Consider the following 15,554-nt stretch of genomic DNA (forward strand, 5'->3'; position numbering starts at 1 on the left):
TCCTTACCGGATCCTTGTCGGGATCTCGTCGGAGAATGGAGTGAGTGCCGATGGACGGCGCCGTCGTAGGGGTCGTAGTCGCCTTCGTACTGGCCCTGCTCGTGCTGCGCAGTGGGATGCGCGTGGTCAACCAGGTCGACCGCGGGGTGGTGTTCCGGTGGGGCAAGGCGCTGCCGACGTACCGGCACCCTGGGATCACGTTCCTCATCCCCTTCGCCGACCGGATGCGCAAGGTGAACGTGCAGGTGGTCACCATGCCGGTGCCCACCCAGGAGGGCATCACCAAGGACAACGTGTCCGTGAAGGTCGACGCCGTCGTCTACTTCCGGGTCACGGACCCGATCCGCGCCGCCATCGAGGTGCAGGACTACGTCTTCGCCGTCGGGCAGGTCGCCCAGTCGTCGCTGCGGTCCATCATCGGCAAGAGCGACCTCGACGACCTGCTCACCGACCGGGAGCGGCTGCACGAGGGGCTCGCCCTCATGATCGACAGCCCGGCCGCCGAGTGGGGCATCCACATCGACCGGGTCGAGATCAAGGACGTACAGCTGCCGGAGTCGCTGAAGCGGTCCATGTCCCGGCAGGCGGAGGCCGAGCGGGAGCGGCGGGCCCGGGTCATCACCGCGGACGGTGAGTTCCAGGCCGCGCAGCAGCTCGCCAACGCCTCCCGGATCATGTCCGACTCGCCCGAGGCGATGCAGCTGCGGCTGCTGCAGACGGTCGTCGAGGTGGCCGCCGAGAAGAACTCCACGCTGGTGATGCCCTTCCCGGTCGAGTTGCTGCGCTACTTCGAGCGCGCGACCAAGCGGCTCGACCAGGAGGTCGAGAAGAACGAGCGGGAGCTGGAGGCCCCGGAGGGGCAGGCCGCGCTCAAGGCCGGGATCGAGCAGATCGCGGCCGTCGCCGACAGGTTCGGGCCGGTGGCCGAGGTCACCGCTCCGCGGGAACCGTCGCCGGACCCTTCCGCTCCTGCCGACCGGCAGTAGCCGACGTCGGGGTCACAGCGAGTGACGCGGGCTCCGTCAGTGTCATCGCACTGGCGGGCGGTGCTGTTCTCGCGGACGGCGGCGGAGACGTGCCGGTGGAGGCCGGGACCCGGTCCGTCGCTTAGCGGAGTTAGCATCCGCTTATGACGACTACAGAGAACAACGGGTCCGTGCTCGACATCGAGATCGGTGCTCTCCAGGGCGGTTCCGCCGACCTGCCGGGCTTCGCCGGCAAGGCGGTGCTCATTGTCAACGTGGCCTCCAAGTGCGGTCTGACCCCGCAGTACAGCGGCCTGGAGCAGCTCCAGGAGCGGTACGCGGCGCAGGGCTTCACCGTGCTCGGGGTGCCCTGCAACCAGTTCATGGGGCAGGAGCCGGGCAGCGCCGAGGAGATCGCCGAGTTCTGCTCGGCGACGTACGGCGTGACCTTCCCGCTGACCGAGAAGGTCGAGGTCAACGGGGAGGGCCGGCACCCCCTCTACGACCGTCTCACCCCCTTCGCCGACGGCGAGGGGCACACCGGTGACATCCGCTGGAACTTCGAGAAGTTCCTGATCGGCCGGGACGGCCAGGTCGTCGCCCGGTTCGGGCCGCAGACCGAGCCGGAGTCGGCGGAGGTCGTGGCGGCGGTGGAGAAGGCCATCGGCTGAGGTCCGAGCCTCGCGTCGGCGGTCACGGGACACGGTGTCCTGTGGCCGCCGTCGGCGTTCCGGTCCCGCTGTCCCGCTGTTCCGCTGTTCCGCTGTTCCGCTGTTCCGCTGTTTGACCTTCCCCCTGGGGCAGGGGTGAGCGTCGGTCGCGCCGGGCCACGGGTGCCCGGTGACGGAGGATGTGGGCGTGGAGGACGAGGCACTGCTCACGATCGGCGCGTTCGCGGCGCGGTCCCGGCTCTCGGCTAAGGCCCTGCGCCTTTACGACCGGCTGGGGCTGCTCGCCCCGGCGCACGTCGACGAGACGACCGGCTACCGGTACTACCGGGCCGGGCAGACGGAGCGCGCCCGGCTGGTGGCGCTGCTGCGCCGGCTGGACATGCCCCTGGCGCGGATCGCCGAGGTGATCGAGGCGGCGGACGGCGACACGACCGACGGCGACACGGCGGCCGGCGGCGCGGCCGCCCGGCTGCTGGCCGCCTACTGGGCGGATGTCGAGCGGCGGATCGCCGGGCAGCGGACCCTTGCCGCATATCTCCGTGGACGACTGTCCGGGAGGAGTTCGGAGATGTACGAGACGTTCGCGGTGGAGACGGTGGAGGTGCCCGCGCAGGTGGTGATCACCGAGACGCGGCACACCTTGGCGGACGAGCTGCCGGCCTGGATCGGCGCCTCGCTGGGCCGGCTGGAGGCGGCGGCCCGCGCGTGCGGGGGTGTGACCGGGGCGCCGTTCGTCGTGTACTACGCGGAGGTGTCCATGGAGAGCGACGGGCCGGCCGAGGCCTGTGTCCCGGTGGCGGACGAGGCGGCGGCCCGGGCCTGGGTGGAGCGGCACGGGCGGGCCTGGGAGACGAAGGTGCGCATCGAGCCGGCGCGCACGCTGGCGTACACGCGGATCAGCAAGGCGCAGGTGGCGCATCCACAGATCCTGGCGGCCTTCGAGGCGGTGGAGGGGTGGGTGGCCCGACAGGGCGGCCCGGAGAACGGCGCAGAGGGTGGTCTGGAGTACGACGGTCCCTGCCGGGAGGTCTACTTCGCGGACTGGGACGCGGCGGGCCCACAGGACCCGGTGTGCGACGTGGCCTTCCCCGTCCGCCAGGTGACGCGGTGACCGGTCCGACGACTGGTCGGACGAGTGGTCGGACGGCCGGTGGGACGAGCAGCCCGACGACCGGTGGGACAAGTCGTCGGGCGGGCACAAGCCGAGCCCCCTCGGCAAGGACGGCGAGCTAGTCGAGAGGGCTCTTGAGGTGACGCTTGTGCAGTTGTGGTTGTCGTCGTGGGGAGCGTGGCCGACGGGTCAGCGAAGCCCCTACGCCTTGACCGAAGCCACGAACGCGTTCCACGCGCCGGTCGGGAACGCGAGGACCGGCCCCTCCTCGACCTTGGAGTCGCGTACGGCGAGTCCAGCGGTCGTCGGCGACTTGACCTCGACGCACGCCCCGTTCCCTGCGGAATAGGAGGACTTCGTCCACGTCTCCGTGGTGCCCTGAAGCAGTGCCATGTCCACTCCTGTAGCGAGTTGCTGTGGTGCTTGCTGTGGTGTTGCTGTAGTGCGATTCACGCCAACCTTCTGAACCGGTTGGCGTGATCGACGCTACTAGCCAACTCCCTCGCCTGGAGCACTCGTTCACTCGACCGGATGGCATATTCCAGAGGAGACTTCCGCTGGAGCGGGGCGCCGGTGTACGATCCGGCGCCCACCGTCCGGGAAAGGCGCCGACGGCCCCCTGAGGGCTTCTTGGAAGCCCCCGGGAGGGTTCAGCGCGCGTACTCCTTCGCCGCGTCGGCGATGAACTGCCGGGACTGCTCGACGTTCAGCGACTGGGCCCGCAGGTGCTCGTACATCACGGCGTACTTCTGCACGTCATGGGCCTTCTCCAGGTACAGGTCGCTGGTGACGCCCTCCAGGTAGACGACGCTGGAGTCGGCCGCGTCGGCGAACTCCAGGATCGCGTACTGACCGTTGAGGCCGGGATGCGCGCCCACCTCGAAGGGCAGCACCTGGACGGTGATGTGCGGCTGCTGGGACATCTCGATCAGGTACTCCAGCTGCTCGCGCATCACGAGCCGGTTGCCGACGAGCCGGCGCAGCGCGGCCTCGTCCAGCACCACCCAGAGACGAAGGGGGTTGTGTTCGGCGGTGATACGTTCCTGTCGCCGCATCCGCACCTGGACGCGCTTCTCGATGTCGGCGGCGGAGGTCTCCGGCAACGCGCCCTGCACCAGGGCCTCGGCGTACGCCCGGGTCTGCAACAACCCGGTGACCAGCTGGGGTTCGTACACCCTCAGCGACTCGGCGTCCGTCTCCAGACCGATGTAGACGCTGTACGGGATGTCTCCGAACGCATGCCACCAGCCTTGCTGCCGCGAATCCCTGGCCATCTCCATCAGGGACTCCACGACCCGCTGGTCCTCGACCTCGTAGACCCCGCACAGGTCGCGGACATCGCGTTGGCTGATGCTCCGGCGCCCGTTCTCCAGTCGGCTGATCTTCGACTGGGAGACGAGCAACCGCTCCGCCACCTCCTCGGCCGTCATGCCCTTGAGCTCGCGGAGCCTGCGCAGCTCCTGGCCCAGCCGGCGTCGCCTGACGGTGGGATTGACATTGGACGCCACGGGACGTGCACCTCCGGCTGCCTGCCTGTAACTACCACTTTGCGTATCTGCTGTTGAGCAGACTGCCACCAAGGTGGTTCCTACCGCTGGGAAACCGTGTATATGCGGCGCGTACGCGTCAGTTCGGGCACGTTCCGGATACCCGGGGCGTCGGCCGAGGTCGGTGGGACGGGGACGCCGGCACGAAGACGACGACACGAAGACGCCGGCACGCGTACGCCACCACGGGAGCGCCGGCACGCGTACGCCGGCGCGGGTGCGCCGGAAAAGCCGAGCGGGGCGGTGGGGCGCGCACTGCGTGCGCCTCACCGCCCCGCTCGGACCAGCGGCTCCCGAACCGGGTCTCAGGGGTGCCGTGTTGCCGGCCGTCGCTGCCGTGGCACTGCGGCTCAGTGCACCACGGCTCGCGCCATCGCGCCCGCGCCTCGGCGCGGTTGCATCGGAACACCGCGGGCGGGTTCCGGCGCACCGGGCCTGGCGGCTGGTGCGGTCTGGCGCCCGGCCGGAGCGGCCGGGTTACGGCGTGGCTGGGCGCCGGCGCCGTTCTGCACGTCCATGACGGCGTGGGCCACGAGCCCACCCATCGGGTCGTGCCGGATCAAGTCCCGCAGCCGGGAACGCGAGGAGCGTCCCTCGTTCCCCGGATACAGGTGCTTTCCGAGACCGACCGCGTGGGCCAGGGCGGCGAGCGCCGCGGTCCGCGGGTCCGGTGGTACGCCGGTACGGATCGCCGAATCCAGCCGGGTACGGATGTCCCGGCAGATCTCGTTGTCCGTCGCCTGGTACCGGGTCGTCGGCAGCACCCCGCACATCTGGCCCGCCACGGCATGCACCATGCCGCACCGCTCCAGATGCGAGAGGTACGTCTGGCGAAGTCCCAGACGTGGCCCGCCGATCCAGTGCACAGCCCGCACGGGAGCGCCACGCCTTCGCAGCAACTCCAACGCGCAGTCCAAAGTCGGATCTCCAGTCGGCCGTGGTTGCACCACGGCGATACGATCCCCGTCTGGGGCTATCCGTCCGGCCAGCGCCAGCTCCACTAGCTGTGCTCCGGCCAGACCGAGGTCGAGCGACTGCGGCTGTGCAGTGGTACCCGTGGTCGGGTCCAGTGCCAGCAGCAGAAGCTCCTCCGGAAGTGTTCTGCGGCTCCTGCCCATCCATGCCTCCCCGCGTGGATGAATGACAGGGTGACCCCTCTCACATTGGTCTGTCGAGGGTGCGTGACCGGTTTGTAAGGGAACCGGAAGGTATGTCGTTCTCGTCTACCACAGGGGCTAAGCCCGCACACAGGACACTGGTACATGGTTCGGACAGCGCGCGGAAACGTGCGAAGCGTGGAGGAGGCATCGGTGGCGGGCGAGTCCCCCGACAGGTCGAAGCAGCGCGAGTCGTCGGCGGAACCGACGTCGGGGAGTGCGGGAACGGTTCCCGAACCACGCGACCCACGACTGGCGGTGGCCGCCGAGGACGCGAAGGAGACGGCCGGCGGCGTGGACACCGCGACCCGGATCTTCTCGGTACGGGACCCGAAGACGGACGGCGACGACAACACGAAGCTCCGCCAGGCGGTGGCGGCGTGGGTACGCACGGGTCCGCCGGCGGAGGAGGCCGAGGACTCCGGCGCGGGCGCGGAGGAGCACGGCGCCCCGGAGGAGCCCGAGCGGCCCGAGGCGGCCACGGAGCCCGAGGAGGGCCCCGAGGAGCCCCAGGAGGCCCCCGGGTCACCGAAGAGCGCCGACCGGGCCGTCACAACGCCTGAGGCAACGACCGAGGCGAAGCCAGACCCCAGGGCCGCCGACCCGACGGCCACCGCCAAGGACGTTCCCCCGAAGACCGCGACCGAGCGGGAGGCCGCCGAGCCCGAACACGCCCGGAAGGCCGCCGCCGAACTCGAAGGCACCGCACCGGAGGACGCTCCCAAGGCTGCCGCCGAACCCGAGGACGCCAAGCCCAAGGACGCTCCCAAGGCTGCCGCCGAACCCGAAGACGCCACACCCGACGACGAGCCCGAGGCTGCCGCCGAGCCCGAAGACGCCAAGCCCAAGGACGTCCCGAAGGCAACTGCCGAACTCGAAGACGCCACACCGGAGGACGCCCCCAAGGCATCCGCCGAACCCGAAGACACCAAGCCCGAAGACGAGCCCAAGGCACCCGCCGAACCCGAAGACACCAAGCCCGAAGACGAGCCCAAGGCACCCGCCGAACCCGAGGACGCCGCGCCCAAGGACGCTCCGAAGGCTGCCGCCGAACCCGAAGACGCCGCGCCCAAGGACGCTCCGAAGGCTGCCGCCGAACCCGAAGACGCCGCGCCCAAGGACGCTCCGAAGGCTGCCGCCCAGCCCGAGGACGCCGCGCCCGGCGACGAAGCGGCGGATGCCGAGCGGGACGAAGTCGCGGACGCCGGCGGTGCGGGCGCCCCTCAGGAGGCACCCGCACCCGACGACGATTCCCGCACGGGTGGTGCGGGTGGGAAGACCAAGACCGGCGAAGGCGAAGCCGAGGCCGGCGTCGATCAGCCCACCACCATGCTCAAGGCCCCCCGGCCCCCGCAGGTCGACCAGCCCACCACCACGCTCAAGCTCGGCGACACCAAGCCCAGGACCCCCGGATCTCCCGGATCCCCCGGGTCCGACCCTGAGCGCACCAGCAAGTTCGTCGCCCTCAAGTCGGACCTCAAGCCGGCCACCAAGCCGGACACCGAACCCGACGCCGAACCCGACGCGAAGCCGGATGCCGCACCCGACGCCAGGCCGGCCGCCAGGCCCGGTACCGCCTCCACCACCCGCACCACCGTCATCCCCCAGGTCGGCCCCGAGCGCACCACCCAGGTACCGCTCCCCCCGAAGCCCCCGCTGGACCTGCTCGCCGAGCTGACCAACACGCCTCCGCCGCCGGAGACCTCGGTCAGGACCGTCGTCCGGCGGGTCAAGATCTGGACGCCCCTGGTCATAGTCCTCCTGATCATCTTTGCGGTCGTACAGACTTTCCGCCCGCTCCCGCAGCCCACCCTCGACCTCACCGCGAAGGACAGCTACACCTTCGACGGCAGCAAGGCCGACATCCCCTGGCCCGCCGACGGCCAGGCGGCGCTCGACGTCCAGGGCATCGGCTCGTTCGGTTCCTCCGGCGACCAGAAGCCCGTACCGATCGCGAGCGTCGCCAAGGTGATGACCGCGTACATCATCCTGCGCGACCACCCCCTGAAGAGCGGCGCCGCCGGCCCCAAGATCAAGGTCGACCAGACCGCCGAGGACCAGTCGAACGCCGGCCAGGAGTCCACCGTCGACGTCACGGCCGGCGACTCGATCAGCCAGCGCGAGGCCCTGGAGAGCATCCTCATCGCCTCCGCCAACAACGTGGCCCGGCTGCTGGCCCGCTGGGACGCCGGTTCCGAGAAGGCGTTCGTGGCGAAGATGAACACCACCGCGAAGAAGCTCGGCATGACGAACACGACGTACACCGACCCCTCCGGCCTCACCGACTCCACCGTCTCCACGGCCGTGGACCAGGTGAAGCTGGCGAAGGCGGCGATGTCGAGCGAGCCGTCGTTCCGCGAGGTCGCCGCGATGATGTCGTACGACGACTACAAGGGTGTCAACCACGGCAACTGGAACCAGCTGGTCGGACACAACGACGTCGTCGGCATCAAGACCGGCACCACCACCTCCGCCCTCGGCAACCTGGTCTTCGCCGCGAAGAAGGAAGTGAACGGCGAGACCCGCACGATCATCGGCGCGGTGCTCCGGCAGCCGGCCAGCGCCGCCTCGGACAACAGCATCCTCACCGCCGCCCTCAACGGCGGCGACAAGCTGATCCGGGCGGCCCAGGGCGCGCTGAAGCCGGCCACGATCTTCAAGAAGGGTGCAGTCGTCGGGTACGTCGACGACGGTCTCGGCGGCCGTACCCCGGTCGTGGCGACCAAGGACGTCACCGCGGTCGGCTGGTCGGGCCTGAAGGTGAAACTGACCTTCCAGGCCGACGACGTGCCGCACACCGCGAAGGCCGGCACCAGGGTCGGCGCCCTCACCGTGGGTGACGGCTCCGGCTCCGCGGTCCAGGTCCCGGTCGCCCTGCAGAAGGATCTGGCCGAGCCCGGGTTCACGAGCAAGCTGACCCGCCTCGGCTGACACAACACGCACATTCCGTCCCCGCACCCCGCCGATGGCGGCCCACCCCAGGGCCCCGCGGCGGGGTGCGTGCTAGCGTCACGAATCGGGGCAGGTCGTCGGCCGCCGGGACACGGCCGCGAACTGGACGAGAAGCGGCCGGTAACACCGTGGAACACGGCCGAGAACAGAAGACGGGACACGGGGAGTGCCTTCAGGTGGCCACAGCGGAGCCGACACACGCCGACGACGCCGATCCGGGCCCGGTATCCGGCCCGCGAATAGCCCTGCCCGAAACCGGTCCGCACGGCGCGCCCGACAGACCCGGCACGCAGCGTAACGGCAGACTCCGTCACCTCCTCGACCTGGACGAACCCCTGCGCGCGTGGCCGTCGCGCCACCCGGTGCTGGCGGTCACGGCCCTCGCCGGCGTCCTGCACATCATCTGGATCTTCACGTTCGCGAACAGCGGTGGCGATCTCGCGGCACAGGACGCCTGGGCCGAGTTCGTCGGCCGGCACCCGGACTCGGCGTACAACCTCGCCTGGTACGGCGGTATGCACCCGGTGTCGTACAGCGTGGTCTCGCCGTACCTGATGTCGGTGCTCGGTGTCCGTACGACGATGATGATCGCCGGCACGGTCTCGGCCGGGCTGCTGACCCTGCTCCTCATCCGCAGCCGCGTGGTCAAGAACCCCCTGTGGGCCTCGCTGGCCGGGGTGCTCGCGCTGATCTGCAACGCGGTGTCCGGACGGGTCACCTTCGGGCTCGGCACGGCGTTCGCGCTGGCCTCGGTGGGGGCGGTGTTCTGCTGGCCGTACCGCTGGCGCCACAAACGGTGGGCGAAGGCGCTGGTCGCGGCCCCGCTGGCGGCCCTGGCGACCATGTCGTCGCCGGTCGCCGGGCTCTTCGTCGGCCTGGTCGCGGTCGCGCTGTTCCTGCAGAAGCGGCGTCCCGGCGCCTGGGCGCTCGGTCTGGCACCCGCGGTCGTGGTCGCCGTCTCCGCCTGGCTGTTCCCGTTCTCCGGCACCCAGCCGATGGGCATCGGCTCGGTGATCATGCCCCTGTTGTACGGCCTGCTCTGCCTCTTCCTCGTCCCCAAGGAGTGGAAGACGGTCCGGCTGACGGCGGCCGTGTACAGCCTCGGGGTCGTGCTGGTGTGGCTGGTCAGCTCGCAGATCGGCTCGAACATCTCGCGGCTGCCGATGCTGTTCGCGGGCGCGGCCCTGATCGCTGCCCTGCCGTACACCGTGCCGCGCTCACGCAAGTACTACGTCACCGTCCTCGCCTTCCTCGGCTTCGTCGGCTGGATCGGCTTCAAGGCGGTCGACGACATCGTCCACACGACCCCGGCCGCGTCCTGGGCCCGCGAACTCGCCCCGCTCGTCCACCAGCTCCAGCAGGTCGGCGCCGAGAAGGGCCGCGTCGAGGTGATCCCGGCCCGCTCGCACCGGGAGGCGTCCGCGCTCGCGCCGTACGTCAACCTGGCCCGCGGCTGGAACCGCCAGGCCGACATGGAACGCAACCCGCTCTTCTACGACGACACCCTCAACTCAGCGAACTACCACGAGTGGCTGCAACGCTGGGCCGTGCACTTCGTGGTGCTGCCGAAGGACGAGCCGGACGGCGACGGCGGCGAACGCGAGCGGGCCCTGGTCCAGCGCGGGATGCCGTACCTGAAGCAGGTCTGGGGCGACGCCAACTGGCAGCTGTTCCGGGTGACCGACCCGGTGCCGCTCGCCGAGCCGAACGCGGTGGTGGACAGCGCCGAGCAGGGCGAGCTGACCATCGAGGTGCGCAGCGCCGGGCGGATCCTGATCCGGATCCCGTACTCGCCGTGGCTGAGCATCGTGGACGCGGACGGCAAGAGCCTGAAGCCGCCGCAGGAGACCCAGGCCTCCAAGCACCGGGCCGAGGGCACACCGAAGAAGTACGTCAACGTCAACGGCTGCCTGACGGAGACGGCGGAGGACGCCAAGGGCGACAGGTGGACGATGCTGCTGGCACCGAAGGCGGGCACCTACCGGCTGGCGGCCCCGTACCAGCTGCCACGGGGCACGCCGTGTCCCGACGAGCTGAAGTGACCCCCGCCGGAGCGGGCGCCCGCCGGTACGGGCGCCGCCGGGGACCGGCCGCCGCCCCCGGATCCCCGCTACGGCCTGGGCGGCCTCGTCCTCAGTCGCCGGACGGGCCGGGTGTCCTGAGCTCCGCCACGTAGCGGTCCGTGCCCGGCACCGTCGGCACGAACGGTGCCACCAGCTCCACCCTGCCCAGCCCGGACCCGGCCACGTCCTCGTCCAGGCCGGTGAAGCGGGCGTCCCAGCACTCCCTCGGGTCCGTCTCCAGGAACCACAGCAGCGTCAGCCGGGTGTCGACGCCCTCCACCTGCTTGACGTACGTCATCCGGTCGCCGGGCAGCGGCGTCGGGCGGAACACCGTGACCATCGCCGTCGGTGAGCCCGCCAGCCGCTTCGGCAGGTGCCGGCCGCGCAGCCACTCCAGCAGTTCCGCCCGCTGCTCCGGCGACTCGCTGTCGACGACCTGCACCACCAGCCCGGCGTACGGGTGGTCGAGGGCGTGGAAGTCGCGGGGCCCGGCCGCCCCGTCCCGGTACACCGTGGCCTCGTGGTCCTGGAACGCCGTGAAGACGTGGGTGCGGTCCTGGTAGACCCGCGCGTCCCGGTTCAGCCGCCGGTTGACGGCGACCGTCCACTTCATGTGGTCGGCGTAGCGGCCGTCGGTGATCCAGTAGACGGAGAGGTAGCAGCCGGTGGTGACGGGCTGGGCGATCGCCGACTTCTCGGGGTAGCGCAGGAGTTGCAGATCGCGGGTGGCGACCCAGCGGCGGCCCGCGAACATCCAGGGCATGGCCATGGCGCCGGCGTAGTAGTGGTCGTCCTCGTACCAGCGGTTGTACGCGTACTCGTGGCCGGGGTGCGGCTCGACCATGGTGATGAGGGCATGGCCGGGGCGGACGCCGTACGGGCCGACCGCGGCCAGTTCGGCGTACACGTCGCTGTGCGTGTCCTCGCTCATGCGCCTTCCCTTCCTTCCGCCTGCGCTCGCCCATACTCTGACGCTCCGTCAGATAAAGCGCCAGAGCCGGGAGGTCATCGATGTCACTGCTCATGGGCAAGACGGTCGTCGTCTCGGGGGTCGGCGCCGGGCTCGGGCACCAGGTCGCGGCGGCCGTCGTACGGGACGGCGGGAACGCCGTGCTCGGTGCGCGGACCGAGGCGAACCTCGTCAAGAGCGCGGCCGGGATCGACCCCGAGGGCGGCCGGACCGCGTACCGCCCCACCGACATCACCGACGAGAGCCAGTGCGAGGCGCTGGCGGCGCTGGCCCGGGAGCGCTTCGGGGGCATCGACGCGGTGGTGCACGTGGCCGCGTGGGACTCCTACTTCGGCGGGGTCGAGGACGCGGACTTCGCGACCTGGGCGTCGGTGGTCGACGTGAACCTGCTGGGCACGCTGCGGATGACCCGGGCCTGCCTGCCGGCGCTGAAGGAGGCGGGCGGCGGCTCGGTGGTCTTCGTCGGTACGCAGTCGGCCGTCGCCGCGCCCTCGCAGGTGAGGCAAGCCGCGTACGCCGCCTCGAAGGGGGCGCTGACCAGCGCGATGTACTCGCTGGCGCGGGAGCTCGGGCCCTACCGGATCCGGGTCAACACGGTGCTGCCGGGCTGGATGTGGGGGCCGCCGGTGCAGGCGTACGTGCAGTTCACCGCGCACACGGAGGGGGTGCCGGAGGACGAGGTGCTGGGGCGGCTGACCGGGCGGATGGCGCTGCCGGAGCTGGCGACGGACGGGGACGTGGCGGACGCGGCGGTGTTCCTGGCGTCGGACCGGGCGCGGGCCATCACGGGGCAGTCGTTGCTGGTCAACGCGGGGGAGCTGATGCGCTGAGGCGCTGATTCCGGTCATCCGGGCCGCCTTGAATCGTTCACGAACATGAACCAAGGTCAGTGAGCCGAACGATTTTACTGTCCCTTGACCCTACGCCCGCTTGTCGTGCCCGCGCAACCGAACCCACGATGAGCGGGCACTTCGCGGCCTTCCCCGTCCCCACTCCGCTTATGCGAAGTGCCAGCCAGCTGAGCGGAGTTCAGAAGGCGGACCCTGGAAGGGGGGCACATGAACGGGCTCGACTGGGCCGTGCTCATCGGCTACTTCGGCGTGATGGTCGCGATCGGCGTCTGGTCGCACAAGCGCGTGGACAACGTCAGCGACTTCTTCACGGCCGGCGGAAAGATGCCCTGGTGGCTCTCCGGCATCTCGCACCACATGTCGGGCTACAGCGCGGTGATGTTCACCGGGTACGCGGGCATCGCCTACACCTACGGCGTGACGTCGTTCGTCACCTGGTCCTTCCCGATCGCGCTGGGCATCGCGATCGGCTCGAAACTCTTCGCGCCGCGCGTCAACCGGCTCCGCTCCCGCCTCCACGTGGCGTCGCCGCTCGAATACCTGAAGAACCGCTACAACCTGTCCACGCAGCAGGCGCTGGCCTGGTCCGGCATGCTGCTGAAGATCGTGGACGTGGCCGCCAAGTGGGCCGCGATCGCGACCCTGTTGTCGGTGTTCACGGGGGTCTCCCTCAACCAGGGCATCCTCATCACCGGCGCGATCACCGCGGTCTACTGCACGATCGGCGGCCTGTGGGCGGACGCGCTGACCGAACTGGGCCAGTTCATCATCCAGTTGCTGGCCGGCGTCTCGATGTTCGTCGCCGTCGTCCTGAAGCTGAACGACAAGGGCATCGGCTTCTTCGACGCCTTCGACCAGCCGGCCCTGCACGGCCACGGCAAGCCGCTGGTCGGCCCCTACGGCACGGTCTTCCTGCTCGCCTTCCTCTTCATCAAGCTCTTCGAGTACAACGGCGGCATGCTCAACCAGGCCCAGCGCTACATGGCGACGGCCGGTCCCAAGGAGGCCGAGCGCAGTGCCCGCCTCTCCGCGGCGCTCTGGCTGATCTGGCCGGTGGTCCTGTTCTTCCCCATGTGGATGTCTCCCCTCCTGGTCCACGCCCAGAAGCCGGACGGCTCCGACTCCTACGGCCTGATGACCGAACAGCTCCTCCCCCACGGTCTGCTGGGCCTGGTCGTCGTCGGCTTCTTCTCCCACACGATGGCGATGTGCTCCTCGGACGCCAACGCGATCGCGGCCGTCTTCACCCGTGACGTGGCGCCGGTGCTGTCGTCGCGGGCACGGTCCTGGAGCGAGCGCTCCGGCCTGATCGCGGCCCGGGTGACGACGGTGGTCTTCCTCGGTCTGTCCATGGCGGTGGCCACCCAGGTCAACTCGCCCACGTTCAAGGACATCATCACCGTGGTCATCAAGTGGGTGGCCGGTCTGATGGGCCCGATCGCGATCCCCATGATGCTGGGTCTGCTCCGTCCGTTCCGCCGCTCCGGCCCGACGGCCGCGCTCACCAGCTGGGCGGCGGGCCTGCTGGCCTTCTGGCTGGTCAACTACCCGATCAACTGGAACGTCGACGGCGGCGTACCGCTCCAGTACCAGGTGTCCGTGCCGTTGGCGGTGTCCCTGGTCCTGTACATCCTCATCGGCTACCTGAAGCCGGAGGACACCCCGGAACGCCTCGCGATCATCGAGACGGTGAACACGGACGGGGACAGCGCGGCGGCGACGGCCCCGGTACCGGCCCAGGCCCAGGCTCCGGCGGGCGGCGGGGAGGTCCTGCGGGACTGACCGACGGTCGCCGGCCCGGCCTGCGGTCCCCGGGCCGACCGGCTCAGGCGCCCCGGGCCGACCGGCTCAGGCGCCTCGCGGGTAGCGGGCCAGCCAGCCGGGGGCCGCGCCCGCCGGGCTGTGCAGGGCCGGCCCCTGGGTCATCTCCATCGCGAAGTCGTCGGCGAGTTCGAGGATCGTAGGACGGCCCTCCAGTTCGGCCACCCAGGCCGGCGGGAGGGCCGTCTCGCCGTGCAGGGCGCCGAGCAGACCGCCGGTGAGGGCGCCGGCGACGGCCGAGGGGCCGGCCTGGTTGACGGCGAGGCTGAGCCCGTGCCGTACGTCCTCACCCACGAGCGCGCAGTACACGGCCGCGGCGAGCGTCCCGTCCGCCGCCCCGTCCCCGGTCAGCTCCTCGACCCGGGCCGGGGAGGGCATCCCCTGCCGTACGGCGCCGAGCGCGTGCTGCAACGCGTCCGAGACGGGCTGGTGCCCAGGTCTTGCGGCGAGCAGCGCCAGCGCCCGCTGGACCGACCCGTCCAGCGACTCCCCGCGGGCCAGCGCGTGCACGATCACGGCGTAGGCACCGGCCGACAGACAGGCGGTCGGATGCCCGTGGGTCTGCGCCGCGCACTCCACGGCCAGCTGGATGACGAGCTGCGGCTCCCAGCCGACGAGCAGCCCGAACGGCGCGGACCGGGCGACGGCCTCCGGCCCCATGTCATCGGGGTTCTTCGGCGACTCCAGGGTCCCCATGTTCTCGTCCCCGAGCCCGATGAGCAGCGACCGCGTCGGCTCCCGCCGGGCGTACAGCCACTCCTCTCTGGCGAGCCACCCGTCCTCCTTGCGCCGCTCGTCCGGCCCCCAGTCCCGCTGGGTGGCCGCCCACCGCAGATAGGCGCGATGCAGGTCGGTGGGCGGATGCCAGGCGCCGGTATCCCGTCTCACCTGGGCTCTTATCAAGCCGTCCACGGTGAAGAGGGTCAGCTGGGTGTGATGGGTCACCGTCCCGCGCCGCCCGTACCCGAACCCGAGATCGACCAGCCCCTCCGGCCCGTAGGCAGCCCGTATCTCCTCCAGCGTCAGCCCGTCGACGGGGCCGCCGAGCGCGTCCCCCACGGCGGACCCGAGGAGAGTCCCCCGCACCCTGCTCCGGAAGTCCTGCTGCTCGGCACGACCCCAGACGGCGCCCACTGTCGCACCCACCATGACCTCCTCACGGGCACCGTCCGTACGTACGACAGCCAGCACTGTAATCGACCGGGAACGGTCCGTTCAGGGCGCAGTTAGGTATGCGAAGTGTGGGTTGTGTGGTCCCCAGTGGGCAGCTTTCGGCCAGGTAAGGGGTGGTCAGGCGGGGAAGAAGGGGCAGCCGTACCGGTTCCCGCCTTCACGCAGGCGGGCGGCGCGCGCCGGGTGCCGTTCGATCGCCACGAACACGGCCCAGGAGGCCACGAAGGTTTGCAGGGGCGCGACGGTCCGGGCCTGGAGCGCGTTCATGGCGGC

Annotated in this window: 13 protein-coding genes; 7 read left to right on the top strand and 6 right to left on the bottom strand. The window is 70.6% G+C overall.

Annotation, left to right across the window (positions count from 1 at the left end; translation table 11 throughout):
• The first annotated feature begins 50 nt into the window (after positions 1-50).
• The 3 genes from ABZ642_RS19875 to ABZ642_RS19885 all read left to right on the top strand — a co-directional run bounded on the left by ABZ642_RS19875 (position 51) and on the right by ABZ642_RS19885 (position 2,747).
• Entirely contained in the window at positions 51-986 is a 936-nt protein-coding gene (locus tag ABZ642_RS19875; protein WP_360485322.1) for a slipin family protein, read from the top strand.
• A 143-nt stretch (positions 987-1,129) separates the two neighbouring features.
• A complete protein-coding gene (locus ABZ642_RS19880) occupies positions 1,130-1,636 on the top strand; it encodes a glutathione peroxidase (protein ID WP_360485324.1) in 507 nt (168 codons plus the stop codon).
• Between the two features lie 169 nt (positions 1,637-1,805).
• Positions 1,806-2,747: a MerR family transcriptional regulator gene (locus ABZ642_RS19885; protein WP_360485326.1), complete on the top strand. Its 942-nt coding sequence runs from the start codon at positions 1,806-1,808 to the stop codon at positions 2,745-2,747.
• A 201-nt stretch (positions 2,748-2,948) separates the two neighbouring features.
• Here the strand turns inward: ABZ642_RS19885 and ABZ642_RS19890 are convergent, their stop codons facing one another.
• From ABZ642_RS19890 to ABZ642_RS19900, 3 genes are all read right to left on the bottom strand, one after another.
• Entirely contained in the window at positions 2,949-3,140 is a 192-nt protein-coding gene (locus ABZ642_RS19890; RefSeq protein ID WP_351737387.1) for a DUF397 domain-containing protein, read from the bottom strand.
• Positions 3,141-3,397: 257 nt separating this feature from the next.
• Entirely contained in the window at positions 3,398-4,255 is an 858-nt protein-coding gene (locus ABZ642_RS19895) for a helix-turn-helix transcriptional regulator (RefSeq protein ID WP_351711674.1), read from the bottom strand.
• A gap of 389 nt (positions 4,256-4,644) precedes the next feature.
• Positions 4,645-5,412, bottom strand: a complete 768-nt coding sequence (locus ABZ642_RS19900) for a GPP34 family phosphoprotein (protein WP_360485330.1) — start codon at positions 5,410-5,412, stop codon at positions 4,645-4,647.
• A gap of 192 nt (positions 5,413-5,604) precedes the next feature.
• On the opposite strand from ABZ642_RS19900, the gene ABZ642_RS19905 reads away from it, so the two are divergent.
• Together ABZ642_RS19905 and ABZ642_RS19910 are read left to right on the top strand one after the other, a co-directional pair.
• Entirely contained in the window at positions 5,605-8,382 is a 2,778-nt protein-coding gene (locus ABZ642_RS19905) for a D-alanyl-D-alanine carboxypeptidase (protein ID WP_360485960.1), read from the top strand.
• Between the two features lie 197 nt (positions 8,383-8,579).
• The gene (locus tag ABZ642_RS19910) at positions 8,580-10,445 is read left to right on the top strand and encodes an MFS transporter (RefSeq protein WP_360485333.1); all 1,866 of its coding nucleotides are present in this window, start codon (positions 8,580-8,582) and stop codon (positions 10,443-10,445) included.
• Positions 10,446-10,536: 91 nt separating this feature from the next.
• Here ABZ642_RS19910 and ABZ642_RS19915 read toward each other — a convergent pair whose 3' ends face one another.
• Positions 10,537-11,397: a hypothetical protein gene (locus ABZ642_RS19915; protein ID WP_360485336.1), complete on the bottom strand. Its 861-nt coding sequence runs from the start codon at positions 11,395-11,397 to the stop codon at positions 10,537-10,539.
• 80 nt (positions 11,398-11,477) lie between these two features.
• On the opposite strand from ABZ642_RS19915, the gene ABZ642_RS19920 reads away from it, so the two are divergent.
• Both ABZ642_RS19920 and ABZ642_RS19925 read left to right on the top strand, forming a co-directional pair.
• Positions 11,478-12,266, top strand: coding sequence for an SDR family oxidoreductase (locus tag ABZ642_RS19920; RefSeq protein WP_360485339.1), 789 nt, complete (start codon positions 11,478-11,480; stop codon positions 12,264-12,266).
• A 228-nt stretch (positions 12,267-12,494) separates the two neighbouring features.
• On the top strand, positions 12,495-14,069 hold the full coding sequence (locus ABZ642_RS19925; RefSeq protein WP_360485341.1) for a sodium:solute symporter family protein: 1,575 nt from the start codon (positions 12,495-12,497) through the stop codon (positions 14,067-14,069).
• A gap of 66 nt (positions 14,070-14,135) precedes the next feature.
• On the opposite strand, the gene ABZ642_RS19930 is transcribed toward ABZ642_RS19925, so the two are convergent.
• Together ABZ642_RS19930 and ABZ642_RS19935 are read right to left on the bottom strand one after the other, a co-directional pair.
• Positions 14,136-15,254 (bottom strand): ADP-ribosylglycohydrolase family protein, encoded by a 1,119-nt coding sequence (locus tag ABZ642_RS19930; protein ID WP_360485963.1) that lies wholly within the window; start codon positions 15,252-15,254, stop codon positions 14,136-14,138.
• Positions 15,255-15,398: 144 nt separating this feature from the next.
• A complete protein-coding gene (locus ABZ642_RS19935; protein WP_360485344.1) occupies positions 15,399-15,548 on the bottom strand; it encodes a hypothetical protein in 150 nt (49 codons plus the stop codon).
• Positions 15,549-15,554 lie beyond the last annotated feature (6 nt).

Origin of the sequence: Streptomyces sp. NPDC007157 (assembly GCF_040634235.1) — a bacterium.
Lineage (GTDB): Bacteria > Actinomycetota > Actinomycetes > Streptomycetales > Streptomycetaceae > Streptomyces.

What these genes read in the sequence shown, in the direction of transcription:
- ABZ642_RS19875 (WP_360485322.1), top strand. Translation starts at nt 51, where the DNA reads ATGGACGGCGCCGTCGTAGGGGTCGTAGTCGCCTTCGTACTGGCCCTG.
- ABZ642_RS19880 (WP_360485324.1), top strand. Translation starts at nt 1,130, where the DNA reads ATGACGACTACAGAGAACAACGGGTCCGTGCTCGACATCGAGATCGGT.
- ABZ642_RS19890 (WP_351737387.1), bottom strand. Translation starts at nt 3,140, where the DNA reads ATGGCACTGCTTCAGGGCACCACGGAGACGTGGACGAAGTCCTCCTAT.
- ABZ642_RS19900 (WP_360485330.1), bottom strand. Translation starts at nt 5,412, where the DNA reads ATGGGCAGGAGCCGCAGAACACTTCCGGAGGAGCTTCTGCTGCTGGCA.
- ABZ642_RS19915 (WP_360485336.1), bottom strand. Translation starts at nt 11,397, where the DNA reads ATGAGCGAGGACACGCACAGCGACGTGTACGCCGAACTGGCCGCGGTC.
- ABZ642_RS19920 (WP_360485339.1), top strand. Translation starts at nt 11,478, where the DNA reads ATGTCACTGCTCATGGGCAAGACGGTCGTCGTCTCGGGGGTCGGCGCC.
- ABZ642_RS19925 (WP_360485341.1), top strand. Translation starts at nt 12,495, where the DNA reads ATGAACGGGCTCGACTGGGCCGTGCTCATCGGCTACTTCGGCGTGATG.
- ABZ642_RS19935 (WP_360485344.1), bottom strand. Translation starts at nt 15,548, where the DNA reads ATGAACGCGCTCCAGGCCCGGACCGTCGCGCCCCTGCAAACCTTCGTG.